Raw genomic sequence first — 17,742 nt, forward strand, 5'->3', positions numbered from 1 at the left:
TTATTCTCCCCGTGAGTCAGCGTTATCTTTCTTTTGCTGACGCCCCAGTTCACGTACCGCCATCACGCTGACGCCGGCAACCAGACCGACTACGCCGCCAAGCAGACCGACAGCGCCCGCAGAGATATTGCCGCCTTCTTTCATATTGACGTCAGGTTTCTCTGAACGCGGAGTTTGGTTTTCGACATGAGCAAGCTGGTGAATGCCCTTATGGAAGCCGATACCTTCTTCGTTACAGCCATAGCAAGGATGGCCGATCGCCACTGGCCAGACGCCGCCAACGTCACAGAACTGTAACGTAGAACAGTTGCCCCAGGTTTCCGGCCCTTTACAGCCAAGATGGTAGAGACACCAGCCCTGACGGTGGCCTTCGTCGCCAAATTCTTTGGCAAAACGGCCTGCGTCGAAGTGTGGACGACGTTCGCAATGCTCATGAATCAGACGGCCATAGGCAAAGGTTGGACGATTTTTCGCATCCAGCTTCGGCGGCGTGCCGTAAGTGATGATATGCGCGACGGTCGCCAGGAAGTTATGCGGGTTTGGCGGACAACCTGGAATATTGATAACCGTTTTGCCCGGTAAGACTTCCTGCAGACTGACAGCGCCGGTTGGGTTTACGCCAGCCGCAGCAACGCCGCCCCATGCCGAGCAGGAACCGATAGCGATAATCGCGGCTGCGCCGTCAGCGGCTTTGCGGATGTGATCCACGATCGGCTCGCCGGCAACCATGCAGTAGATACCGTTATCTTTTAGTGGGATAGAACCATCCACCACCAGAACATATTGCCCTTTATACTTCTCCAGAGCGTTATGTTTGTTTTCTTCGACCTGGTGACCGAATGCGGCGGAAAGTACCTCGTGGTATTCCAGAGAGATAGTCTCCAGAACGAGGTTTTCAACGGTTGGGTGTGTAGCACGAAGCAGTGATTCGGTACAACCGGTACACTCCTGAGCGCCAATCCAGATAACGGGCGGACGCTGTGGATTGGATACCGATTCTGCCATTTCTGCGGCGGCTTTGCTACTGAGCCCCATAGTAGCGGCCAGTGCTGCACAAAGCTTCATGAAATCACGACGGTTAATGCCGTGAGAAGTGATGAGAGTATTATCTCCAGTCATTTTATAGTTATTCCGTTACGAAGACCTGGCTTTTATTTTGCACTGTTCGCGAAGAAGTTATTGCGATCGGTACGCCATTTACCACACTTTTTTTATGGTTATGTGCGCCATAATACTTCGACGGAACAGTAAAACGAAGGGAAGAGGCGATAGTGTAATTAATTAAAGCAAGATAATACCCCTGTTGGATCAACCTTCGAGTCGATAACCGGCCATAAAGAAGCGAACCGCCATCCCGGAATGATTCTCTTTAAAGAAATCCATCACCATTTCTTTATCCAGACCATAGCGACGCGTCAGAATTCCGGCCTCCCACGCGCTAAGTTGACGATCGCCGGTCTTTTCGAACATACGGTGTGTAAAACCCAATACAAAGCCACGTTTATACTCAGAACAGAAATTCACCGCATGATGCGCGCTATATGCATAAGGCGCGTGCAACCCGGCCATTAACCCTTTCCCAAAATGATTATTCATCTGACCTCCTTAGTCGCTATATAATAAATTATATAGCGACTGGTTAAATGAAGGCCAGCGCATTACGCGCTTTTTTGCTTCACATCAGAAGGCAACCCATTCATCAGTAGACTGTGCGGGAGCCGACGCCATTCTCTGAACGCCAGGCGCCGCTTTCGCCGTTACGCATTGTTGCGGCTCACTAGCGGAAAGCCGGAACTGCTGTACGGAGCGTTGCAAATCCTCCGTCTGCCGTTCCAGCGCCGCCGCCGCCGCGGAAACCTGCTCAACCAGCGCGGCGTTTTGTTGCGTAACGCTATCCATTTGCGTGATCGCCACGCCAACCTGAGAGATACCTTTACTCTGATCTTCGGAGGCGGATGCGATCTGTTTCATAATCGTCGTCACTTCCGTGACGCCGCGCAGGATGGCTTCCATCGTCGCGCCGGTCTCCTGGACCAACTGCGCGCCCTGCGCTACGCGACGTACCGATTCGCCAATTAAGGCTTCAATTTCTTTCGCCGCCCCCGCGCTGCGGCTGGCCAGGTTACGTACCTCACCGGCGACCACCGCGAAGCCGCGTCCCTGCTCGCCCGCTCTGGCCGCTTCTACCGCTGCGTTCAAGGCCAGAATATTGGTCTGGAAAGCAATACTATTAATCACGGTAGTAATTTCGGCGATCTGCTGCGAACTAGCGGAAATACCGTTCATTGTTTCTACCACATCGGAAACCAGTTCACCGCCTTTTCCTGCCGTTAGCGAGGCGGCATCCGCAAGCTGACTCGCCTGGCGAGCGTGTTCGGCGTTCATTTTCACCGTTGCGGTAAGCTGTTCCATGCTGGCGGCAGTTTCTTCCAGCGCGGCGGCCTGTTCTTCCGTTCGGGAAGAGAGATCGTTATTACCGGTAGAAATTTCCGTCGCGCCGCGCCAGATATTGTCGCTTCCGGCGCGGATCGTACTCACGGCTTCGCGTAAACTGTCCTGCATCGCGCGCAGTAGCGGCACCAACCGGCCTACGCAGTTACGCCCCAACGCTTCAATCGGCTGGCTAAGATCGCCCTGCGCGATGCGCTGAAATTGCTGGCGGATGCGCTCCAGCGGTTTCACCATCATTGCAACCAGATAGCGATCGGTAAAAATCAGGATGGCAATGCCCAGAATCACCGCCGTGATAAGCAGGATGCGGATGGTATAGGTTTTACCATCGACCATCACACGTGTGTTATCCAGCATGGCGCCAGCTTCATGACTAAACCGTTCCGCGCTGGCGCCGAACGCGCGACTGAGTGCGGGCGTGACCGTACTGGCATGTTCGCTCCAGGCGGTTAGCGATCCTTGCTGCGCCAGTTGCATTTGAGGAACGACGCCTTTCTCCAGCAAGGCCTGCCAGTTGGACAAGACCTCCCTTGAGATATCAGGGTTCATCGGCCCTGGCGATAGCGCTTTCATCTCCTCCAGCTTCTGACGCATATTCTCGAGCGACTGCCGGGCGGGCGCAAAATCGGGCGTGCCGCCGCCGATTTTTACATCCATCGCGCGGCTAAGGCGGGTAACAAAGCGGAAATATTGATCGTTACCCTGGCTTAGCACCGTCATTTGCCGCACAAGATGCCGGTCAATATCATTTCCTTCCGAAACTTCGGATAAAGCATGGACGCTGTATAACCCCACCCCCGACCAGAGTAGACAAAAAAGTCCCAGTATCGTCAGCATGACCATACGAATAGTAAAGTTTTGCAGCAAACGCATATGAATTTCCTTGCTGAATATAAGAGATTAGTCATCAGACGATGACGCACTCTCGTTATCGGCAAGGCGCGGAGAATATATAATGCATTCTCCATTTTTTTACAGTTATTGCCGTTTACGTACCCGCAGATGTTATATATCTGTGAACGCAGAGAAAATCTTTTAGTCTTATTACTGGGTAAATGAATAGATGTAGTAAAAATATTGCGTAAGACTGCAGGGAGACGGTTATCCGCCGTTAAAGAAGCGCTGTTTTACAGCCGGGCTCAGTATCCTTTGCCCGACTGCCCCGCCGTTGACGGCGGCTCAATGGTTATGCCGCGTCAATCTGTCCAGATAGCCCATCACGAATGCCGACAGGACAAAGGTCAGATGGATGATGACATACCACATTAATTTGTTATCCGGGACGTTTTTCGCGTCCATAAACACGCGTAACAGGTGAATGGAAGAGATAGCGACTATCGATGCCGCCACCTTATTTTTTAGCGAAGTCGCATCCATTTTCCCCAGCCAGTTCAGCTTCTCCTTGCCCGCAGAGATATCCAGCTGAGAGACAAAATTCTCATACCCGGAGAACATGACCATTACCAGCAATCCGCCGACCAGCGTCATATCAACCAGCGATAACAGCACCAGAATCAGATCGGCTTCCGCCAGGGCAAAAACGTTCGGCAGAACGTGTAGAATTTCCTGGAAAAATTTTAGCGCTAAAGCGATCAGCGCCAAAGAGAGGCCAAAATACACCGGCGCGAGCAGCCAGCGAGACGCATACATTACATTTTCAAGAAAGCGTTCCATAGGGACCTGTCAGGTAACTAAAACCAGCAACAGTATATCTCAACCATGCAACATCAGATCAACATGTCAGTTAAGAGCCTATCCCACCAGGCGTTATTGGCGCAGCCAGTTTGGACACGGACAGCGCGCAAAAACCGGAGCGTACACGTAGTACGTGAGGTTTGACTCGCTACGCTCGCCCTTCGGGCCGCCGCTAGCGGCGTTCAAAACGCTAACGCGTTTTGGCGAGCACTGCCCAGGTCCAAAATGGCAAGTAAAATAGCCCTAATGGGATAGGCTCTAAATCTCATCCGGTTTAACCTGTGGGCGCTGATATTCCGGCCATACCAGCGCGACCAACGCCGGGTAGGCTTCAAGACTGAACTCACGAAAACACTGGCGTAAATTAAGGACGTCCAAATCCGAATACGGCACCTTTTCTCCGTTCAGACAACGCTTCTTAATATTGTCGTAATACTTATAAACGGCAGAGTTAAGGTCGCTGCAACGACGCTGTGCGTCAAATAATCCTGGCGTTTCATTCAACTCAGTCATTGTCATTCGTTTTATCGTTGCATGAAGGAAATCGATATATTCATGGTTAACGCGCCAGTACCATACCGGCGTTATCGAATTCATTAATACTGAGAAATGATCTTCGCCCTCTTCCTTTGTCATGGGTTCAGTTTGATTTAAATTTACGACTTTTCCACCAGGACGTTTTTTATTAACCTCCCACATCAGGAAGAGTATCGCGCCGGTCAGTAATAGCAATATAATAACAGAATAAAAAATACTGTTCATAGCAGGCTCCATTTTTTTTGATTTTAAAATTACGCCATGTTATTGTCAACGAAACCTACACTATTAAAAATAGTATACCACTGATCGTAAAGGATATTTAGTCATGCTTCCTGAGCATCTGGTTTCCTCTCATTTTCGCCTGTCATCGCCGCCCCCTGAAGCCACAGAAAACAGTAAAAATTTGCCTAAGGGAAAGACAAAACTCAGCGATTTCGAGCCCGATATTTTAATTAGCGCTAACGCTGCCGGGCAACACAGAAACGTATTATTTGAAGAACGCGACCGTCATATTAAAGAACGTCTGTATTGTGTGGCTAAAATTGAAACGTTTGCCCGCCTGATAAACGCACTACAGGCAGAAGGCGATATTGATGCCCAAACGCTAAGTAAAATACTGGCGGATAAAACCGCAATGATAAATGAAAAAGGCAATGCCATTTGGCTTAATTTAATCACTCGCGAAACCAATATGCCGCTATTTTATTCACTGGAAGATAAAGATGAAAGAAGTTGAAGACAATAACGTTTATTTGGCTTTAGACAACCATAAAAGTGATGAATTTATCTTAAAGCAAAATCTTGCAGCACTAATCGCCAGTAAAAATGCCACCCTGGAAAAGGTAACGCAGGAGGTGGTATCCATACCGGCGGCGTTAGTGCGCCTGAAGTGGCAAAACCGACGGGAGATGTATGCGTTACAGGTCAAAGAGGAGATTTATGGCGCGACCATCAATGCCATTATCGAGCAGCATCCTGAAGTACGAGACAAAATTATGTCTCGTCTTGAAAGTGACTGGCAGCATCTGCTGGCTCGCGAGACGGCAACCTTACGTCTGATGCGTAAGCTTTCCGATGGCGACTACCGGACGCGCAACGTCACCACCGTCGCACGGCAAGAAAAATAACCTTCATGGCTAGTTAACTCTGTTGTGAATACGGGCGAAGCATAAGGATCGTTCTGATTCTCCCTCTTACGGTAGTAAAAGTGTCTACGCTTAAAGGGTGTTCAACCTGAAGGGAGAAGCTCAATGTCTCATCTATACGACCCTACCACGCAGTATTACACCGGCGAGTATCCTAAGCAAAAACAGCCGGCGCCCGGCGTCCAGGCGAAAATGACGCCTGTTCCTGACTGTGGTGAAAAAAGTTATGTCGGCAGTGGTCGCCTTAAAGATCGTAAGGCGCTGGTGACAGGGGGCGACTCCGGGATTGGGCGCGCTGCCGCTATCGCTTATGCGCGTGAAGGCGCAGATGTCGCGATCAACTATCTGCCAGCGGAAGAAGAGGACGCCCAGCAGGTTAAAGCGCTGATTGAGGAGTGCGGCCGTAAAGCGGTGTTATTGCCAGGCGATCTTAGCGACGAATCTTTCGCCCGTTCGCTGGTCCATAAGGCGCGTGAAGCGCTAGGCGGGCTGGACATTCTGGCGCTGGTGGCCGGTAAACAGACGGCAATCCCGGAGATAAAAGATCTGACCAGCGAGCAATTTCAGCAAACCTTCGCCGTTAACGTTTTTGCTCTGTTCTGGATAACCCAGGAAGCGATTCCGCTGCTGCCAAAAGGCGCCAGTATTATCACGACGTCGTCTATCCAGGCGTATCAGCCCAGTCCGCACCTGCTGGATTATGCGGCAACCAAGGCGGCAATCCTCAATTACAGCCGTGGCCTGGCGAAACAGGTGGCGGAAAAAGGAATTCGTGTGAATATTGTCGCGCCTGGCCCTATCTGGACAGCGCTGCAAATTTCCGGCGGTCAAACCCAGGATAAAATTCCGCAGTTTGGTCAGCAGACGCCAATGAAGCGGGCCGGCCAACCGGCAGAGCTGGCGCCGGTGTATGTCTATCTGGCAAGCCAGGAATCCAGTTACGTTACCGCAGAAGTGCACGGCGTGTGCGGCGGGGAACATTTAGGCTAACGATGAAGTCGATTAAGATAGCGCACTTCTGTTAAGCAAGGCGCCACTTTAGGCAATAAAAAAGCCGGGTGGCGACTTCGCCTTACCCGGCTTACAGCATCAGCAGAATACTTATTTCGCTTTCGCGGTCTCTTCGCCGACCAGACCAATCTTGAGATAGCCCGCCTGATGCAGCATATCCATCACTTTCATCAGGGTTTCATACTCTACGGTTTTATCCGCGCGGAAGAAAATCGTAGTATCCTTTTTCCCTTCCGTCAGGGCCGTTAGCTCGGCAATCATCGTATCATCCGTCACCGGATCGTTACCGATAAACATGGTGTTATCCGCTTTCACCGACAGATAAACCGGTTTTTCCGGACGCGGCTGTGGCGTACTGGTAGAAGCGGGCAGATTCACCTTGACGTCCACCGTCGCCAGCGGCGCAGCCACCATAAAGATAATCAGCAGAACCAACATGACATCGATAAACGGCGTCACGTTGATTTCATGCATTTCGCCGTTGTCATCCAGGTTCTCGTTAAGACGCATTGCCATGACGCATTACCCTACCCGTAATTTCTGCGCGGCGCGTACCGGCTGCGCACTGGCGCTCGCATTCAGATCGAGATCGCGGCTTTGCAGCAGCAATACCTGCGCCGCCACGTCGCCCAGCGTTGCTTTGTAACTGCCTATCTGACGTGCGAAGATGTTGTAAATGACGACCGCCGGGATCGCGGCTACCAGCCCAATCGCCGTCGCCAGCAGCGCTTCCGCAATACCAGGAGCAACCACCGCCAGGTTGGTGGTCTGCGTTTGCGCAATACCGATGAAGCTATTCATAATGCCCCATACGGTGCCAAACAACCCGACGAAGGGGGAAATGGCGCCGATCGTCGCCAGATAACCGTTGCCTCGCCCCATGTAGCGGCCAACTGCCGCGACGCGACGTTCCAGACGGAAGCCGGTACGTTCCTTAATCCCTTCGTTATCTTCGCTGCCCTGAGAGAGTTCCAGTTCATTCTGCGCTTCATTGATGAGCTGTGCGCTGAGGCTTTTTGCGCTGAAACCTGCCGCAATGTCGGAAGCCTGATCTAAGGAGCGCGCATCGGCTAATTGCAATTGTTCGCGCTTTAAGCGGCGCTTTTGCGTGAAAAATTCAACGCTTTTACTGAAGAAGATAGCCCAGGTGACGACTGACGCCAGAATCAAACCAATCATCACGCACTTCACGACAATATCGGCGTGCTGATACATGCCCCAGACGGAAAGATCCGTCTGCATCAAATTATTACCCACTCTGTATCTCCAGGACGCAAATCACAAAATCTGAGCATAATAATATCAAAACAACGTCGAATTGATAGTCGTTCTCATTACTATTTACATACTGCCGCACCTTTACTGCTTTTTCTTTGCGCTTACGCATTAAAAAAGCCACCTGTTTTTATTTTGGCAAAATTTTCATCTGTATCACACGTCGCCAGGGTGCAGATGGTTATATTCATGCTAGTTTAGACATCCAGACGGTTAAAATCAGGAAACGCAACATGACGGATAAACAGTTGGATACCAAACTGGTAAACGCAGGACGCAGCAAAAAATACACGCTTGGCTCAGTGAATAGTGTGATTCAACGCGCTTCTTCACTGGTGTTTGACACCGTCGAGGCCAAAAAACACGCTACCCGCAATCGCGCCAACGGCGAATTATTTTACGGACGCCGGGGAACGCTGACCCACTTTTCGCTCCAGGAAGCCATGTGTGAACTGGAAGGCGGCGCCGGATGCGCGCTCTTCCCGTGCGGCGCGGCGGCGGTCGCCAACACCATTCTGGCATTCGTTGAGCAGGGCGACCACATCCTGATGACCAACACAGCCTATGAACCCAGCCAGGATTTCTGCAGCAAAATTCTCGGCAAACTGGGCGTGACGACAAGCTGGTTCGACCCGCTCATCGGCGCTGATATCACTCAACATATTCAGCCGAACACGAAAGTCGTATTTCTGGAATCCCCCGGTTCTATTACCATGGAAGTACATGATATTCCGACCATTGTCAGTGCGGTCAGACGCGTCGCGCCAGAAGCCGTCATCATGATTGATAATACCTGGGCGGCTGGCGTTCTGTTCAAAGCTCTGGAATTCGATATTGATATCTCTATCCAGGCGGGCACTAAATATCTGATTGGTCATTCTGATGCGATGGTCGGGACTGCCGTTGCAAATGCGCGCTGCTGGGAACAATTGCGGGAAAACGCCTATCTGATGGGGCAAATGCTCGACGCCGACACGGCTTATATGACCAGCCGCGGGCTGCGCACGCTCGGCGTCCGACTGCGCCAGCATCAAGAAAGCAGCCTCAAAATCGCCGCGTGGCTGGCGAACCATCCTCAGGTCGCGCGCGTTAATCATCCGGCCCTGCCGGGTAGCAAAGGTCATGCGTTCTGGAAACGAGACTTTACAGGTAGCAGCGGCCTGTTCTCCTTTGTGCTCAATAAAAAGCTGACCGAGGCTGAATTATCAGCCTATCTGGATAACTTTTCGCTGTTCAGTATGGCCTACTCCTGGGGAGGCTACGAATCGCTGATTATTGCTAATCAGCCGGAACAGATCGCCGCGATTCGTCCCGCAGGCGGCGTAGATTTTACCGGTACGCTGGTTCGGGTGCATATTGGTTTAGAGAGTGTTGATGATTTGATCGCTGATTTAGCCGCCGGCTTCGCCAGAATTGTGTAAAGTTGCCGGGGATGGACATATATGCAGACAATTTCCGTGGAAAAGTCTGCGTTTGTTGCGTCCGGGATCAAGGCATCCCGGACGATTCAGGAGTACAATAGGCGAATAAAAGCATAAATGCTGTTCCACAGGAAAGTTCATGGCTGTCATTCAAGATATTATCGCTGCGCTCTGGCAACATGATTTTGCCGCGCTGGCGAATCCACACGTTGTTAGCGTCGTCTACTTTGTCATGTTCGCCACGCTATTTTTAGAAAACGGTCTGCTGCCAGCATCATTCTTACCTGGCGATAGTCTGCTGCTACTGGCAGGCGCGTTGATCGCCCAGGATGTGATGCATTTTTTGCCGACGATTGGCATTCTCACCACCGCGGCCAGTCTCGGCTGCTGGCTAAGTTATATCCAGGGACGCTGGCTCGGTAATACGCGTACCGTCAAAGGCTGGCTGGCGCAGCTTCCGGCAAAATATCATCAGCGCGCCACCTGCATGTTTGACCGCCACGGTTTGTTAGCGTTGCTTGCCGGGCGCTTTCTGGCGTTTGTCCGCACTCTGCTGCCAACAATGGCGGGTATTTCCGGCCTGTCCAACCGCCGGTTTCAGTTTTTTAACTGGTTAAGCGGCCTGCTGTGGGTGACTGTCGTGACCAGCTTCGGCTACGCGCTCAGTATGATCCCGTTTGTTAAGCGCCATGAAGACCAGGTAATGACATTTTTAATGATCCTTCCCGTCGCGCTACTGGTCGCCGGACTGTTAGGTACGCTGGTCGTGGTGATTAAAAAGAAATACTGTAACGCCTGACGTATCCATAATCGGCCAGGATGGCCCGGTTACGCTTCGTTGACCCGTGGCGGGATGCCCCACTTAGCTCCCTTGCATTGTCCGCATTCTTGCCGCATCTTCGCCCGGCGTAACGCCAAAATAACGTTTAAACTCCCGGCTAAACTGCGATGCGCTCTCATAGCCGACCCGCATCGCCGCGGCGCTGGCCTTCATACCGTCGTGAATCATCATCATTCGCGCTTTATGCAGTCGGTAGCTTTTTAAATACTGCAACGGCGAGGTGCTGGTGACCGCCTTAAAATTATGGTGAAACGCCGACACGCTCATGTTCGCTTCTGCCGCCAGTTGCTCAACATTCAGGTTCTCGGTGTATTTCATTTCGATCTGTTTAAGTACGCGACTGATCAGGCTAAAGTGCGTCTGGCGACTAACCAGCGCAAGCAGCGCCCCGCCGCGCGGCCCCATCAGCACATGATAAAGAATTTCGCGAATAATCTGTTTTCCCAGAATCCGCGCATCCAGCGGGCGCTCCATCACATCCAGCAATCTTTCCACCGCACATAAAATCTCGTCCGACAGCGTGGCGGAGTTAATCCCACTGGCCGCCATCGGCAACTGGAAACGCTCATCTTCGCCAATGTCCATGAGCAACTCTTGCAGTTGCAGCACATCAATATCGAGCCGAATACCGGCCAGCGGTACCTCCGGCGTCGCCCAGGTCTCGCATTCAAAAGGGAGCGGCACGGTCAGTAAGAGATATTCATTAGCGTCATAACGAAACTTGCGCTTGTTAATATAGCCAATTTTATGGCCGGAAAAGAGAAATATGATGCCAGGCTGATACATGACCGGCGTGCGCGGCCCCGGTTCAACACCATACAACAGACGAATGCCCGCCAGCCGCTCGCTGATTATTTTATCATTATTTTTTAAATGATTAATTTTATCCGCCAACTGTAAGCAAATTGCTTCACGATTCATAACGCGCCATTTTTTCATCAAATCCACTCCGCTGGATTGTGCGCATTTTTAGCGATTTTCTCCAGCATTCTGGAGAAATAGGCAAAACATTGGCAGAAATGTGCATTGAGAGACATCCCTCACAAGACCACAATGATGACCATCAGGCAGACAGCCGCCTGCCCTCTTTTTACCCACATAAGGGAATGAGCAATGAACAATTTCAAATTACATACCCCTACCCGCATTCTGTTTGGTAAAGGCGCTATCGTCGATCTCCGCGATCAGATCCCGCAGGACGCCCGCGTGCTGATTACCTATGGCGGCGGTAGCGTGAAAAAGACCGGCGTACTGGCGCAAGTTCAGGAAGCGTTAAAAGGACTGGATGTTCGGGAGTTTGGCGGTATTGAACCGAACCCGTCCTATGAAACGCTGATGAAGGCCGTGCAGCTTGTGCGCGACGAAAATATTACCTTCCTGCTGGCCGTTGGCGGCGGTTCCGTACTGGACGGCACCAAATTTATCGCCGCAGCGGCGCAGTATACGGACGGCGTCGATCCGTGGCACATTCTGGAAACCGGCGGTACTGAGATTCGTAGCGCAATCCCGATGGGGTCTGTGCTAACCCTACCGGCAACCGGCTCAGAATCGAACGCCGGCGCAGTCATTTCCCGTAAAACCACTGGCGACAAACAAGCCTTCCACTCCTCGTTCGTGCAACCGGTGTTTGCCGTACTGGACCCGGTCTACACCTATACATTGCCGCCGCGCCAGGTTGCGAACGGCGTCGTGGATGCTTTCGTCCATACCGTTGAGCAGTACGTCACTTACCCGGTTAACGGCAAAATTCAGGATCGTTTCGCCGAAGGCATTTTACTCACACTGATTGAAGAAGGTCCCAAAGCGCTGCAAGAGCCTGAAAACTATGACGTCCGCGCTAACGTGATGTGGGCCGCTACTCAGGCGTTAAATGGCCTGATTGGCGCTGGGGTTCCGCAGGACTGGGCGACGCATATGCTGGGCCACGAGCTTACCGCGATGCACGGTCTCGATCATGCCCAGACGCTGGCTATCATTCTGCCTGCGCTATGGAACGAAAAACGAGACGTTAAACGCGCAAAACTCCTGCAATATGCTGAACGTGTATGGAATATCACCGACGGTTCCGACGACGAGCGTATTGATGCCGCCATTGCCGCCACCCGCCGTTTCTTTGAACAGATGGGCGTGCCTACCCACCTGTCCGATTACGGTCTGGATGGCAGCACTATTCCGGCGCTACTGGCTAAACTTGAGGCGCATGGATGCACAAATTTAGGTGAAAATCAGGATATTACGCTGGATGTCAGCCGTCGGATTTATGAAGCGGCGCGCTAAGGTTTTTTCGCCTCTGACTTTCGTTTTTGGCCATTTCGTCCAGACTTAAGTCACTTAGTCTCGCCGGCCCCGACTCCGGCGAGCCAATTAAAAGAGGAACACATCATGGCTAATCCAACCATTATCAGGCTACAGGATGGCAACGTAATGCCACAACTTGGGCTGGGAGTCTGGAAAGCAAGCAATGAAGAGGTGATCGCGGCGATTCATAAAGCGCTGGAGGTGGGCTATCGATCGATTGATACCGCCACAGCATATCAGAATGAAGAAGGCGTCGGCAAAGCGCTAAAAGCAGCGAGCGTAGCGCGGGAAGAGCTGTTTATCACCACCAAGTTGTGGAATGACGATCAAAAACGTCCCCGCGAAGCCCTGCAGGAGAGTCTGAAAAAACTGCAGCTTGATTATCTCGATCTCTATCTGATGCACTGGCCCGTACCGGCTATCGATCACTATGTCGACGCCTGGAAAGGCATGATCGCGCTGCAAAAAGAGGGGCTGGTAAAGAGTATCGGGGTCTGTAACTTTCAGATCCATCACCTCCAGCGTCTGATCGATGAAACCGGCGTTACCCCTGTGATCAACCAGATCGAGCTTCACCCCTTGATGCAACAGCGCCAGCTACATGCGTGGAATGCGACGCATAAAATCCAGACCGAGTCCTGGAGCCCGCTGGCGCAGGGTGGCGAAGGCGTATTCGATCAGAAAGTGATTCGCGAACTGGCGGATAAATACGGCAAAACGCCCGCCCAGATTGTTATTCGCTGGCATCTGGACTGCGGGCTGGTCGTCATTCCGAAATCCGTCACCCCTTCCCGTATCGCGGAAAACTTTGCTGTCTGGGATTTCCGTCTCGATAAAGATGAATTAGGCGAGATCGCAAAACTGGATCAAGGAAAACGCCTCGGCCCCGATCCGGATCAGTTCGGCGGTTAAGCCGGATTTATCGCACGCCATGCCCGACGATGTCGTCGGGCTTTTTTGCATTCCGAAACATTAAGAAACAATTACGCGCATTTAACAGTATATTTCCCCCACACACAAGCGCAGAATTATTCTGATTTTATGAATAATTATTCATATTTATTATGAATTTACTTAATGCATATAAAATATTTATGGATGTGTGATTGTGGCGGAAAAAAAATCTCAGGGCGTCAAATGGCTCCCATTCATTCTTATTCTGGTTATCGCCGCCGGACTGTGGCAGCTAACGCCCCCTTCCGGGTTAAGCGCGCCGGCCTGGCATTCCGCGATTATTTTTGTCGCGACGATCGCCTCTATCGTGGCGAAAGTGCTGCCTATTGGCGCGGTCGGTATTATTGGTATCACCGTCTTTGCGCTCGCCTATGCTGCCGGCGACAAAACGGCCAGCGGCGCGATTACCACGGCCTTGAGCGAGCTGAACAGTTCGCTGATCTGGCTTATCGTCGTCGCCTTTATGATTGCCCGTGGGTTTATCAAAACCGGGCTGGGTCGGCGTATCGCCCTACAAATGATCCGTCTGTTAGGTAAACGAACGCTGGGTCTGGCTTATGGTCTGGCGTTTGCCGATCTGATCCTCTCCCCCGCGATGCCCAGTAACACCGCGCGCTGCGGCGGCGTGATTTACCCGATCGCCGACTCGCTGGCGCGCAGCTTTGATTCACATCCGGAAGATGAGTCTCGCAGCAAAATCGGCACCTTTCTGATCACCTGTATTGGCAATGTTAACGACGTCACTGCCGCACTGTTTATGACCGGTTATACGGGTAACCTGCTGGCGGTAAAACTGGCGGCGAACGCCGGCGTTACGTTGAGCTGGGGAAGCTGGTTTATCGCCGCGCTCCTGCCTTGCCTGGTCTCTTTTCTTATCGTCCCGCTGCTGGTCTACTGGCTGACCCGTCCGGAAATTAAACATACGCCGGATGCGCCGGATTTGGCGCGCAAAGAGCTGGCGCAAATGGGCAGTATGACGCGCGGCGAGTGGCTCATGCTGGCGACCGTCGGCGTGTTGCTGGTGCTATGGATTTTTGGCAGCTCGCTCGGCGTGGATGCCACGACGGCCTCTTTTGTCGGTCTCTCTATTTTATTACTGAGCGGCGTGCTCACCTGGGAAGACGTTAAAAGCGAAAAAGGCGCCTGGGATACGTTGATTTGGTTTGCCGCGCTGCTGATGATGGCTAACCAGTTGAAGAAACTAGGATTCACCAGCTGGTTTGGCAACCTGATTGGCGACAGCATCGGCAGTACGATGCATGGAACCAGTTGGATAATCATCCTGCTGCTGCTTAACGCAGCCTATTTTTATACCCACTATTTTTTCGCCAGCGGCAACGCGCAAATCGCCGCGCTGTATGCGGTATTTCTGGGTGTCGGTCTGCATCTGAATATACCGGCAGCGCCGATGGCGCTTATGCTGGCGTTTACCAGCAGCCTGTACTGCTCTCTTACGCAGTATACCCACGCACGCGGCCCCATTCTTTTTGGCGCCGGCTATGTACCGACGGGCGTCTGGTGGCGAACGGGATTTATTATCAGCCTCTTTAATCAGGCGGTCTTTTTGACAGTCGGCCTCGCATGGTGGAAAGTGCTGGGTCTTTACTAAACTCAGTCGCGGAGATAATCGAGCGGTTAACCGTCTCTTCCGGCCCGACATTTGTCGGGCTTTTCGGAAATCATCAACTCCCCCCGTTAGCCCGCACTTGTTAATATTTACAACTCCGCCTCTTCATCAAGGATGTCATCATGAAAGCGTGGTCAACAGGGTCGTTGCCTCTGCTTCTTCTGCTATTTAGTACTGCGGTGTTTGCCGGAGAATCCCCGGAGCAGGCGATTACCCGACTGTATCAGCCGCTGGTGGAAAATAGCGACAAAATATTGTCAGGTGGATTTATCGTCGATTTACGGACGAATGCCAATGTGACAACGGGAGGTATAACGCCCTGGCTGAGCAATAATCTTCTTTGCCGCTGTCAGGACGAGATGTTTGTCTCCGCCGAATTGATTGATACCACGCCGCTGAATGCCGGACGTATTCATGCTCTGGTACAACTGACGCTTAATAAAGAGAACGTCGGCGCTCATCGCTTGTTAGGGCTAACGCTGGTTCGCGATCGCGACAGCGAACTCTGGTTAGTGGAAGATACCGACGACGGAAGCGAACTCCCCAAAAGTCTGCGCAGTGAAATCCGTGAAGATACGAGGATAAAAAGTACGGCGACAAGTGCTGAACCGGGGAGAGATTCATTCTCCTGGCCGATATCTATGGCGGCCTTGCTGGCCAATCCAGAAAAATACCATCTGCAAAAAATAGTGGTCATCGGCGTCGGAAATATCGAATTTGAAGGTAACGCGCTATTCCTTGATAAAGACGCCTGGTTGAATAACGTTGACGGCAACAGCCTGTGGCTGGATATCGGCTTTCCTAACCCGGTCATTACCCTCGCCAAAGCGCGTCAGCTTAACGGCGATTATGTGATGATCGCGGGAACGTTCGATATGGACATGAACGGCCATTTCGGCGCGTGGCCCGGCGGCATTACCGATATCACACGCTACGAGCGCGTAGTATCGCGGGCGGAAAATGAACGTAAAAGGCAGCAGGATATTAAAGAACTCGAGGCCGAAATGGCTAAACAAAAGAGTAAAAAATAATACTGCTTACAGACTCAGATCGGATGGATTAAACCGGGAATAAGGAAACGCCCAATGAAACATATCCTCCTCTTGCTCAGTTTTTTTTTGACGATTCCCGCGCTGGCGCAAACGCCGCCGTTATCGCCAGATCAGACGGTCAGACAGATTTACCATAGCTATGAAATAGGATCTGATTCCCTCTATTTTGGTGATACAACGGAAAAATCGCTTATTTCCACGCGGATGAAAAACGTCATTCTCCTGAACGATCGGTTGACCTTACCGGGCGATATTGGCTGGCTGGACTCCGATCCGCTTTGTGACTGCCAGGAATATGACCACCTGGTGTTGGAAAATATAACCATTCACCAGACAGATGTCTCTCATGCTGACGCCACCGTACAGTTTCGCCCTTTCAAAGACTCTCCGGAAGCCATCACACAAACGCTGAAACTGATCGCCGAAGGCGACCGCTGGCTTATTGACGATATTATCAGCCCGCAAGGCAGTCTCTGGCAGGCAATTAATAGCGAAAATCAGAAAACCCTTGCGTCGCTGCGATCGCTGCAAAGAGAGCGCCCACAACATTTTGTCCGTGAACTTTTCAACCGTCTGGATGATTATAGCTGGCCGTGGACATGGGTTGTTTCCGCACAGTATCGCCAGGCGGTGAATGATTATTCTCAGACAGCATATAAAAATAATGATATTCCTGCATTTGGCCGCCTTAGCCATTTTGCCTGGCCGTGGCGCTGGACGACATCATCTGCGTATCGTAACGCCTTTCTTGCCGACGCCCCTATAACCATCGAACCTGATAACGATCAGGATACGGAAATGGAAACCGATAAGTTATATTTCTATGATAATCCGATATTTTTTGGCAAAGAATCGCAATTTGCCAGGTTGAATAGCATTCAGGTGATTGCAGAAAATAACGATCGCGCACGTATCCATGTCCGTTTTACGCTGACCGATTCGTCAACGAAAGTGCAGGATTTATTGCTTCACCGCACGCAGGGCCAATGGGAGATTGAAGACTTTATCCGCCCGGATGGTGGAAGCCTGCTAAAAGCAATGCAACAGACCACCCGCCGGCGCTTATCTACTATTTCACCCAAATAAGAGAAAATTAAGGAACAATAAATGAAAAAATTTTTACTGTGGGAACCATTATTCTGGCGACCAGTCTGTTAAGCGGTTGCGTGAATGAAGAAAGAGTTAATCATTTGTCCTCTGATATTCAGACTCTGAATGCCAAAATAGACAGACTCCAGCGGGATATCAACGCCCTGCGCCCGGAGGTTTATGCGGCCAAAGCCGAGGCCAGTCGTGCGAACACGCGTCTTGATGCGAAGGATTTCTTCGATTGCCTGCGCCTGTATTCAGATTATTAAGCTGTTGCGTTGCTGGCTATCGCACAATAACAAGATATCGCCGGGTTCAGATCCATCCAGATAAACGAAGCGCC

Annotated in this window: 18 protein-coding genes and 1 pseudogene; 11 read left to right on the top strand and 8 right to left on the bottom strand. The window is 51.5% G+C overall.

From position 1 onward, the window contains the following. The 5 genes from hybO to ACLJQJ_RS12500 form a co-directional block, all read right to left on the bottom strand. Positions 1–1,119: a hydrogenase 2 small subunit gene (gene hybO, locus ACLJQJ_RS12480; RefSeq protein WP_000145429.1), complete on the bottom strand. Its 1,119-nt coding sequence runs from the start codon at positions 1,117–1,119 to the stop codon at positions 1–3. Positions 1,120–1,308: 189 nt separating this feature from the next. Beyond that, positions 1,309–1,596, bottom strand: coding sequence for a DUF2623 family protein (locus tag ACLJQJ_RS12485; protein ID WP_001059119.1), 288 nt, complete (start codon positions 1,594–1,596; stop codon positions 1,309–1,311). A gap of 84 nt (positions 1,597–1,680) precedes the next feature. Beyond that, positions 1,681–3,324: a methyl-accepting chemotaxis protein gene (locus tag ACLJQJ_RS12490; RefSeq protein ID WP_063808843.1), complete on the bottom strand. Its 1,644-nt coding sequence runs from the start codon at positions 3,322–3,324 to the stop codon at positions 1,681–1,683. Between the two features lie 306 nt (positions 3,325–3,630). After that, complete coding sequence (locus ACLJQJ_RS12495) at positions 3,631–4,125, bottom strand: TIGR00645 family protein (protein ID WP_000439335.1); 495 nt, start codon at positions 4,123–4,125, stop codon at positions 3,631–3,633. 279 nt (positions 4,126–4,404) lie between these two features. Then, on the bottom strand, positions 4,405–4,908 hold the full coding sequence (locus tag ACLJQJ_RS12500) for an ESA_00282 family adhesion-associated protein (protein WP_001534190.1): 504 nt from the start codon (positions 4,906–4,908) through the stop codon (positions 4,405–4,407). Positions 4,909–5,011: 103 nt separating this feature from the next. On the opposite strand from ACLJQJ_RS12500, the gene ACLJQJ_RS12505 reads away from it, so the two are divergent. From ACLJQJ_RS12505 to ACLJQJ_RS12515, 3 genes are all read left to right on the top strand, one after another. Further along, positions 5,012–5,422: a hypothetical protein gene (locus tag ACLJQJ_RS12505; RefSeq protein ID WP_000936441.1), complete on the top strand. Its 411-nt coding sequence runs from the start codon at positions 5,012–5,014 to the stop codon at positions 5,420–5,422. Then, positions 5,409–5,813, top strand: coding sequence for a hypothetical protein (locus ACLJQJ_RS12510; RefSeq protein WP_000665659.1), 405 nt, complete (start codon positions 5,409–5,411; stop codon positions 5,811–5,813). Before ACLJQJ_RS12505 ends, ACLJQJ_RS12510 begins: the two co-directional genes overlap by 14 nt. Before the next feature lie 123 nt (positions 5,814–5,936). Continuing rightward, entirely contained in the window at positions 5,937–6,821 is an 885-nt protein-coding gene (locus tag ACLJQJ_RS12515; protein ID WP_000019032.1) for an SDR family oxidoreductase, read from the top strand. A 111-nt stretch (positions 6,822–6,932) separates the two neighbouring features. Here the strand turns inward: ACLJQJ_RS12515 and exbD are convergent, their stop codons facing one another. Then, positions 6,933–7,358, bottom strand: a complete 426-nt coding sequence (gene exbD, locus ACLJQJ_RS12520; protein ID WP_001251476.1) for a TonB system transport protein ExbD — start codon at positions 7,356–7,358, stop codon at positions 6,933–6,935. Positions 7,359–7,364: 6 nt separating this feature from the next. Further along, positions 7,365–8,099, bottom strand: a complete 735-nt coding sequence (exbB, locus tag ACLJQJ_RS12525; RefSeq protein ID WP_000527859.1) for a tol-pal system-associated acyl-CoA thioesterase — start codon at positions 8,097–8,099, stop codon at positions 7,365–7,367. Positions 8,100–8,350: 251 nt separating this feature from the next. On the opposite strand from exbB, the gene metC reads away from it, so the two are divergent. Both metC and yghB read left to right on the top strand, forming a co-directional pair. After that, complete coding sequence (metC, locus tag ACLJQJ_RS12530) at positions 8,351–9,538, top strand: cystathionine beta-lyase (protein ID WP_000130270.1); 1,188 nt, start codon at positions 8,351–8,353, stop codon at positions 9,536–9,538. Between the two features lie 139 nt (positions 9,539–9,677). Next, positions 9,678–10,337, top strand: coding sequence for a DedA family general envelope maintenance protein YghB (gene yghB / locus ACLJQJ_RS12535; protein WP_000268444.1), 660 nt, complete (start codon positions 9,678–9,680; stop codon positions 10,335–10,337). A 63-nt stretch (positions 10,338–10,400) separates the two neighbouring features. Here the strand turns inward: yghB and ACLJQJ_RS12540 are convergent, their stop codons facing one another. Next, positions 10,401–11,300 carry an AraC family transcriptional regulator gene (locus ACLJQJ_RS12540; RefSeq protein ID WP_001078198.1) on the bottom strand — a complete coding sequence of 300 codons (900 nt, stop codon included), beginning with the start codon at positions 11,298–11,300 and terminating at the stop codon, positions 10,401–10,403. A 192-nt stretch (positions 11,301–11,492) separates the two neighbouring features. On the opposite strand from ACLJQJ_RS12540, the gene yqhD reads away from it, so the two are divergent. The 6 genes and pseudogenes from yqhD (at position 11,493) to yqhH (ending at position 17,668) form a co-directional block, all read left to right on the top strand. Next, positions 11,493–12,656 carry an alcohol dehydrogenase gene (yqhD, locus tag ACLJQJ_RS12545; RefSeq protein WP_001058720.1) on the top strand — a complete coding sequence of 388 codons (1,164 nt, stop codon included), beginning with the start codon at positions 11,493–11,495 and terminating at the stop codon, positions 12,654–12,656. A 105-nt stretch (positions 12,657–12,761) separates the two neighbouring features. Continuing rightward, entirely contained in the window at positions 12,762–13,589 is an 828-nt protein-coding gene (gene dkgA, locus ACLJQJ_RS12550; protein ID WP_000013100.1) for a 2,5-didehydrogluconate reductase DkgA, read from the top strand. A 165-nt stretch (positions 13,590–13,754) separates the two neighbouring features. Continuing rightward, positions 13,755–15,240 (top strand): annotated as a pseudogene (locus ACLJQJ_RS12555) (DASS family sodium-coupled anion symporter). A 140-nt stretch (positions 15,241–15,380) separates the two neighbouring features. Further along, positions 15,381–16,289: a hypothetical protein gene (locus tag ACLJQJ_RS12560; protein ID WP_063809382.1), complete on the top strand. Its 909-nt coding sequence runs from the start codon at positions 15,381–15,383 to the stop codon at positions 16,287–16,289. Between the two features lie 54 nt (positions 16,290–16,343). Next, positions 16,344–17,396, top strand: a complete 1,053-nt coding sequence (locus ACLJQJ_RS12565) for a DUF3828 domain-containing protein (protein ID WP_063809381.1) — start codon at positions 16,344–16,346, stop codon at positions 17,394–17,396. Between the two features lie 29 nt (positions 17,397–17,425). Then, positions 17,426–17,668 carry a lipoprotein YqhH gene (gene yqhH, locus ACLJQJ_RS12570; protein WP_229578409.1) on the top strand — a complete coding sequence of 81 codons (243 nt, stop codon included), beginning with the start codon at positions 17,426–17,428 and terminating at the stop codon, positions 17,666–17,668. Positions 17,669–17,742: the final 74 nt, after the last annotated feature.

The sequence above is a fragment of the Salmonella sp. SAL04202 genome (genome assembly GCF_046550775.1).
Classification (GTDB): Bacteria; Pseudomonadota; Gammaproteobacteria; order Enterobacterales; family Enterobacteriaceae; genus Salmonella; species Salmonella enterica.

Coding starts and splice junctions, on each gene's coding strand:
- ACLJQJ_RS12510 (WP_000665659.1), top strand. CDS start 5,409: ATGAAAGAAGTTGAAGACAATAACGTTTATTTGGCTTTAGACAACCAT.
- ACLJQJ_RS12515 (WP_000019032.1), top strand. CDS start 5,937: ATGTCTCATCTATACGACCCTACCACGCAGTATTACACCGGCGAGTAT.
- ACLJQJ_RS12560 (WP_063809382.1), top strand. CDS start 15,381: ATGAAAGCGTGGTCAACAGGGTCGTTGCCTCTGCTTCTTCTGCTATTT.
- ACLJQJ_RS12505 (WP_000936441.1), top strand. CDS start 5,012: ATGCTTCCTGAGCATCTGGTTTCCTCTCATTTTCGCCTGTCATCGCCG.
- ACLJQJ_RS12500 (WP_001534190.1), bottom strand. CDS start 4,908: ATGAACAGTATTTTTTATTCTGTTATTATATTGCTATTACTGACCGGC.
- yghB (WP_000268444.1), top strand. CDS start 9,678: ATGGCTGTCATTCAAGATATTATCGCTGCGCTCTGGCAACATGATTTT.
- yqhD (WP_001058720.1), top strand. CDS start 11,493: ATGAACAATTTCAAATTACATACCCCTACCCGCATTCTGTTTGGTAAA.
- metC (WP_000130270.1), top strand. CDS start 8,351: ATGACGGATAAACAGTTGGATACCAAACTGGTAAACGCAGGACGCAGC.
- ACLJQJ_RS12485 (WP_001059119.1), bottom strand. CDS start 1,596: ATGAATAATCATTTTGGGAAAGGGTTAATGGCCGGGTTGCACGCGCCT.
- exbD (WP_001251476.1), bottom strand. CDS start 7,358: ATGGCAATGCGTCTTAACGAGAACCTGGATGACAACGGCGAAATGCAT.
- hybO (WP_000145429.1), bottom strand. CDS start 1,119: ATGACTGGAGATAATACTCTCATCACTTCTCACGGCATTAACCGTCGT.
- ACLJQJ_RS12495 (WP_000439335.1), bottom strand. CDS start 4,125: ATGGAACGCTTTCTTGAAAATGTAATGTATGCGTCTCGCTGGCTGCTC.
- ACLJQJ_RS12540 (WP_001078198.1), bottom strand. CDS start 11,300: ATGAATCGTGAAGCAATTTGCTTACAGTTGGCGGATAAAATTAATCAT.
- ACLJQJ_RS12490 (WP_063808843.1), bottom strand. CDS start 3,324: ATGCGTTTGCTGCAAAACTTTACTATTCGTATGGTCATGCTGACGATA.
- ACLJQJ_RS12565 (WP_063809381.1), top strand. CDS start 16,344: ATGAAACATATCCTCCTCTTGCTCAGTTTTTTTTTGACGATTCCCGCG.
- dkgA (WP_000013100.1), top strand. CDS start 12,762: ATGGCTAATCCAACCATTATCAGGCTACAGGATGGCAACGTAATGCCA.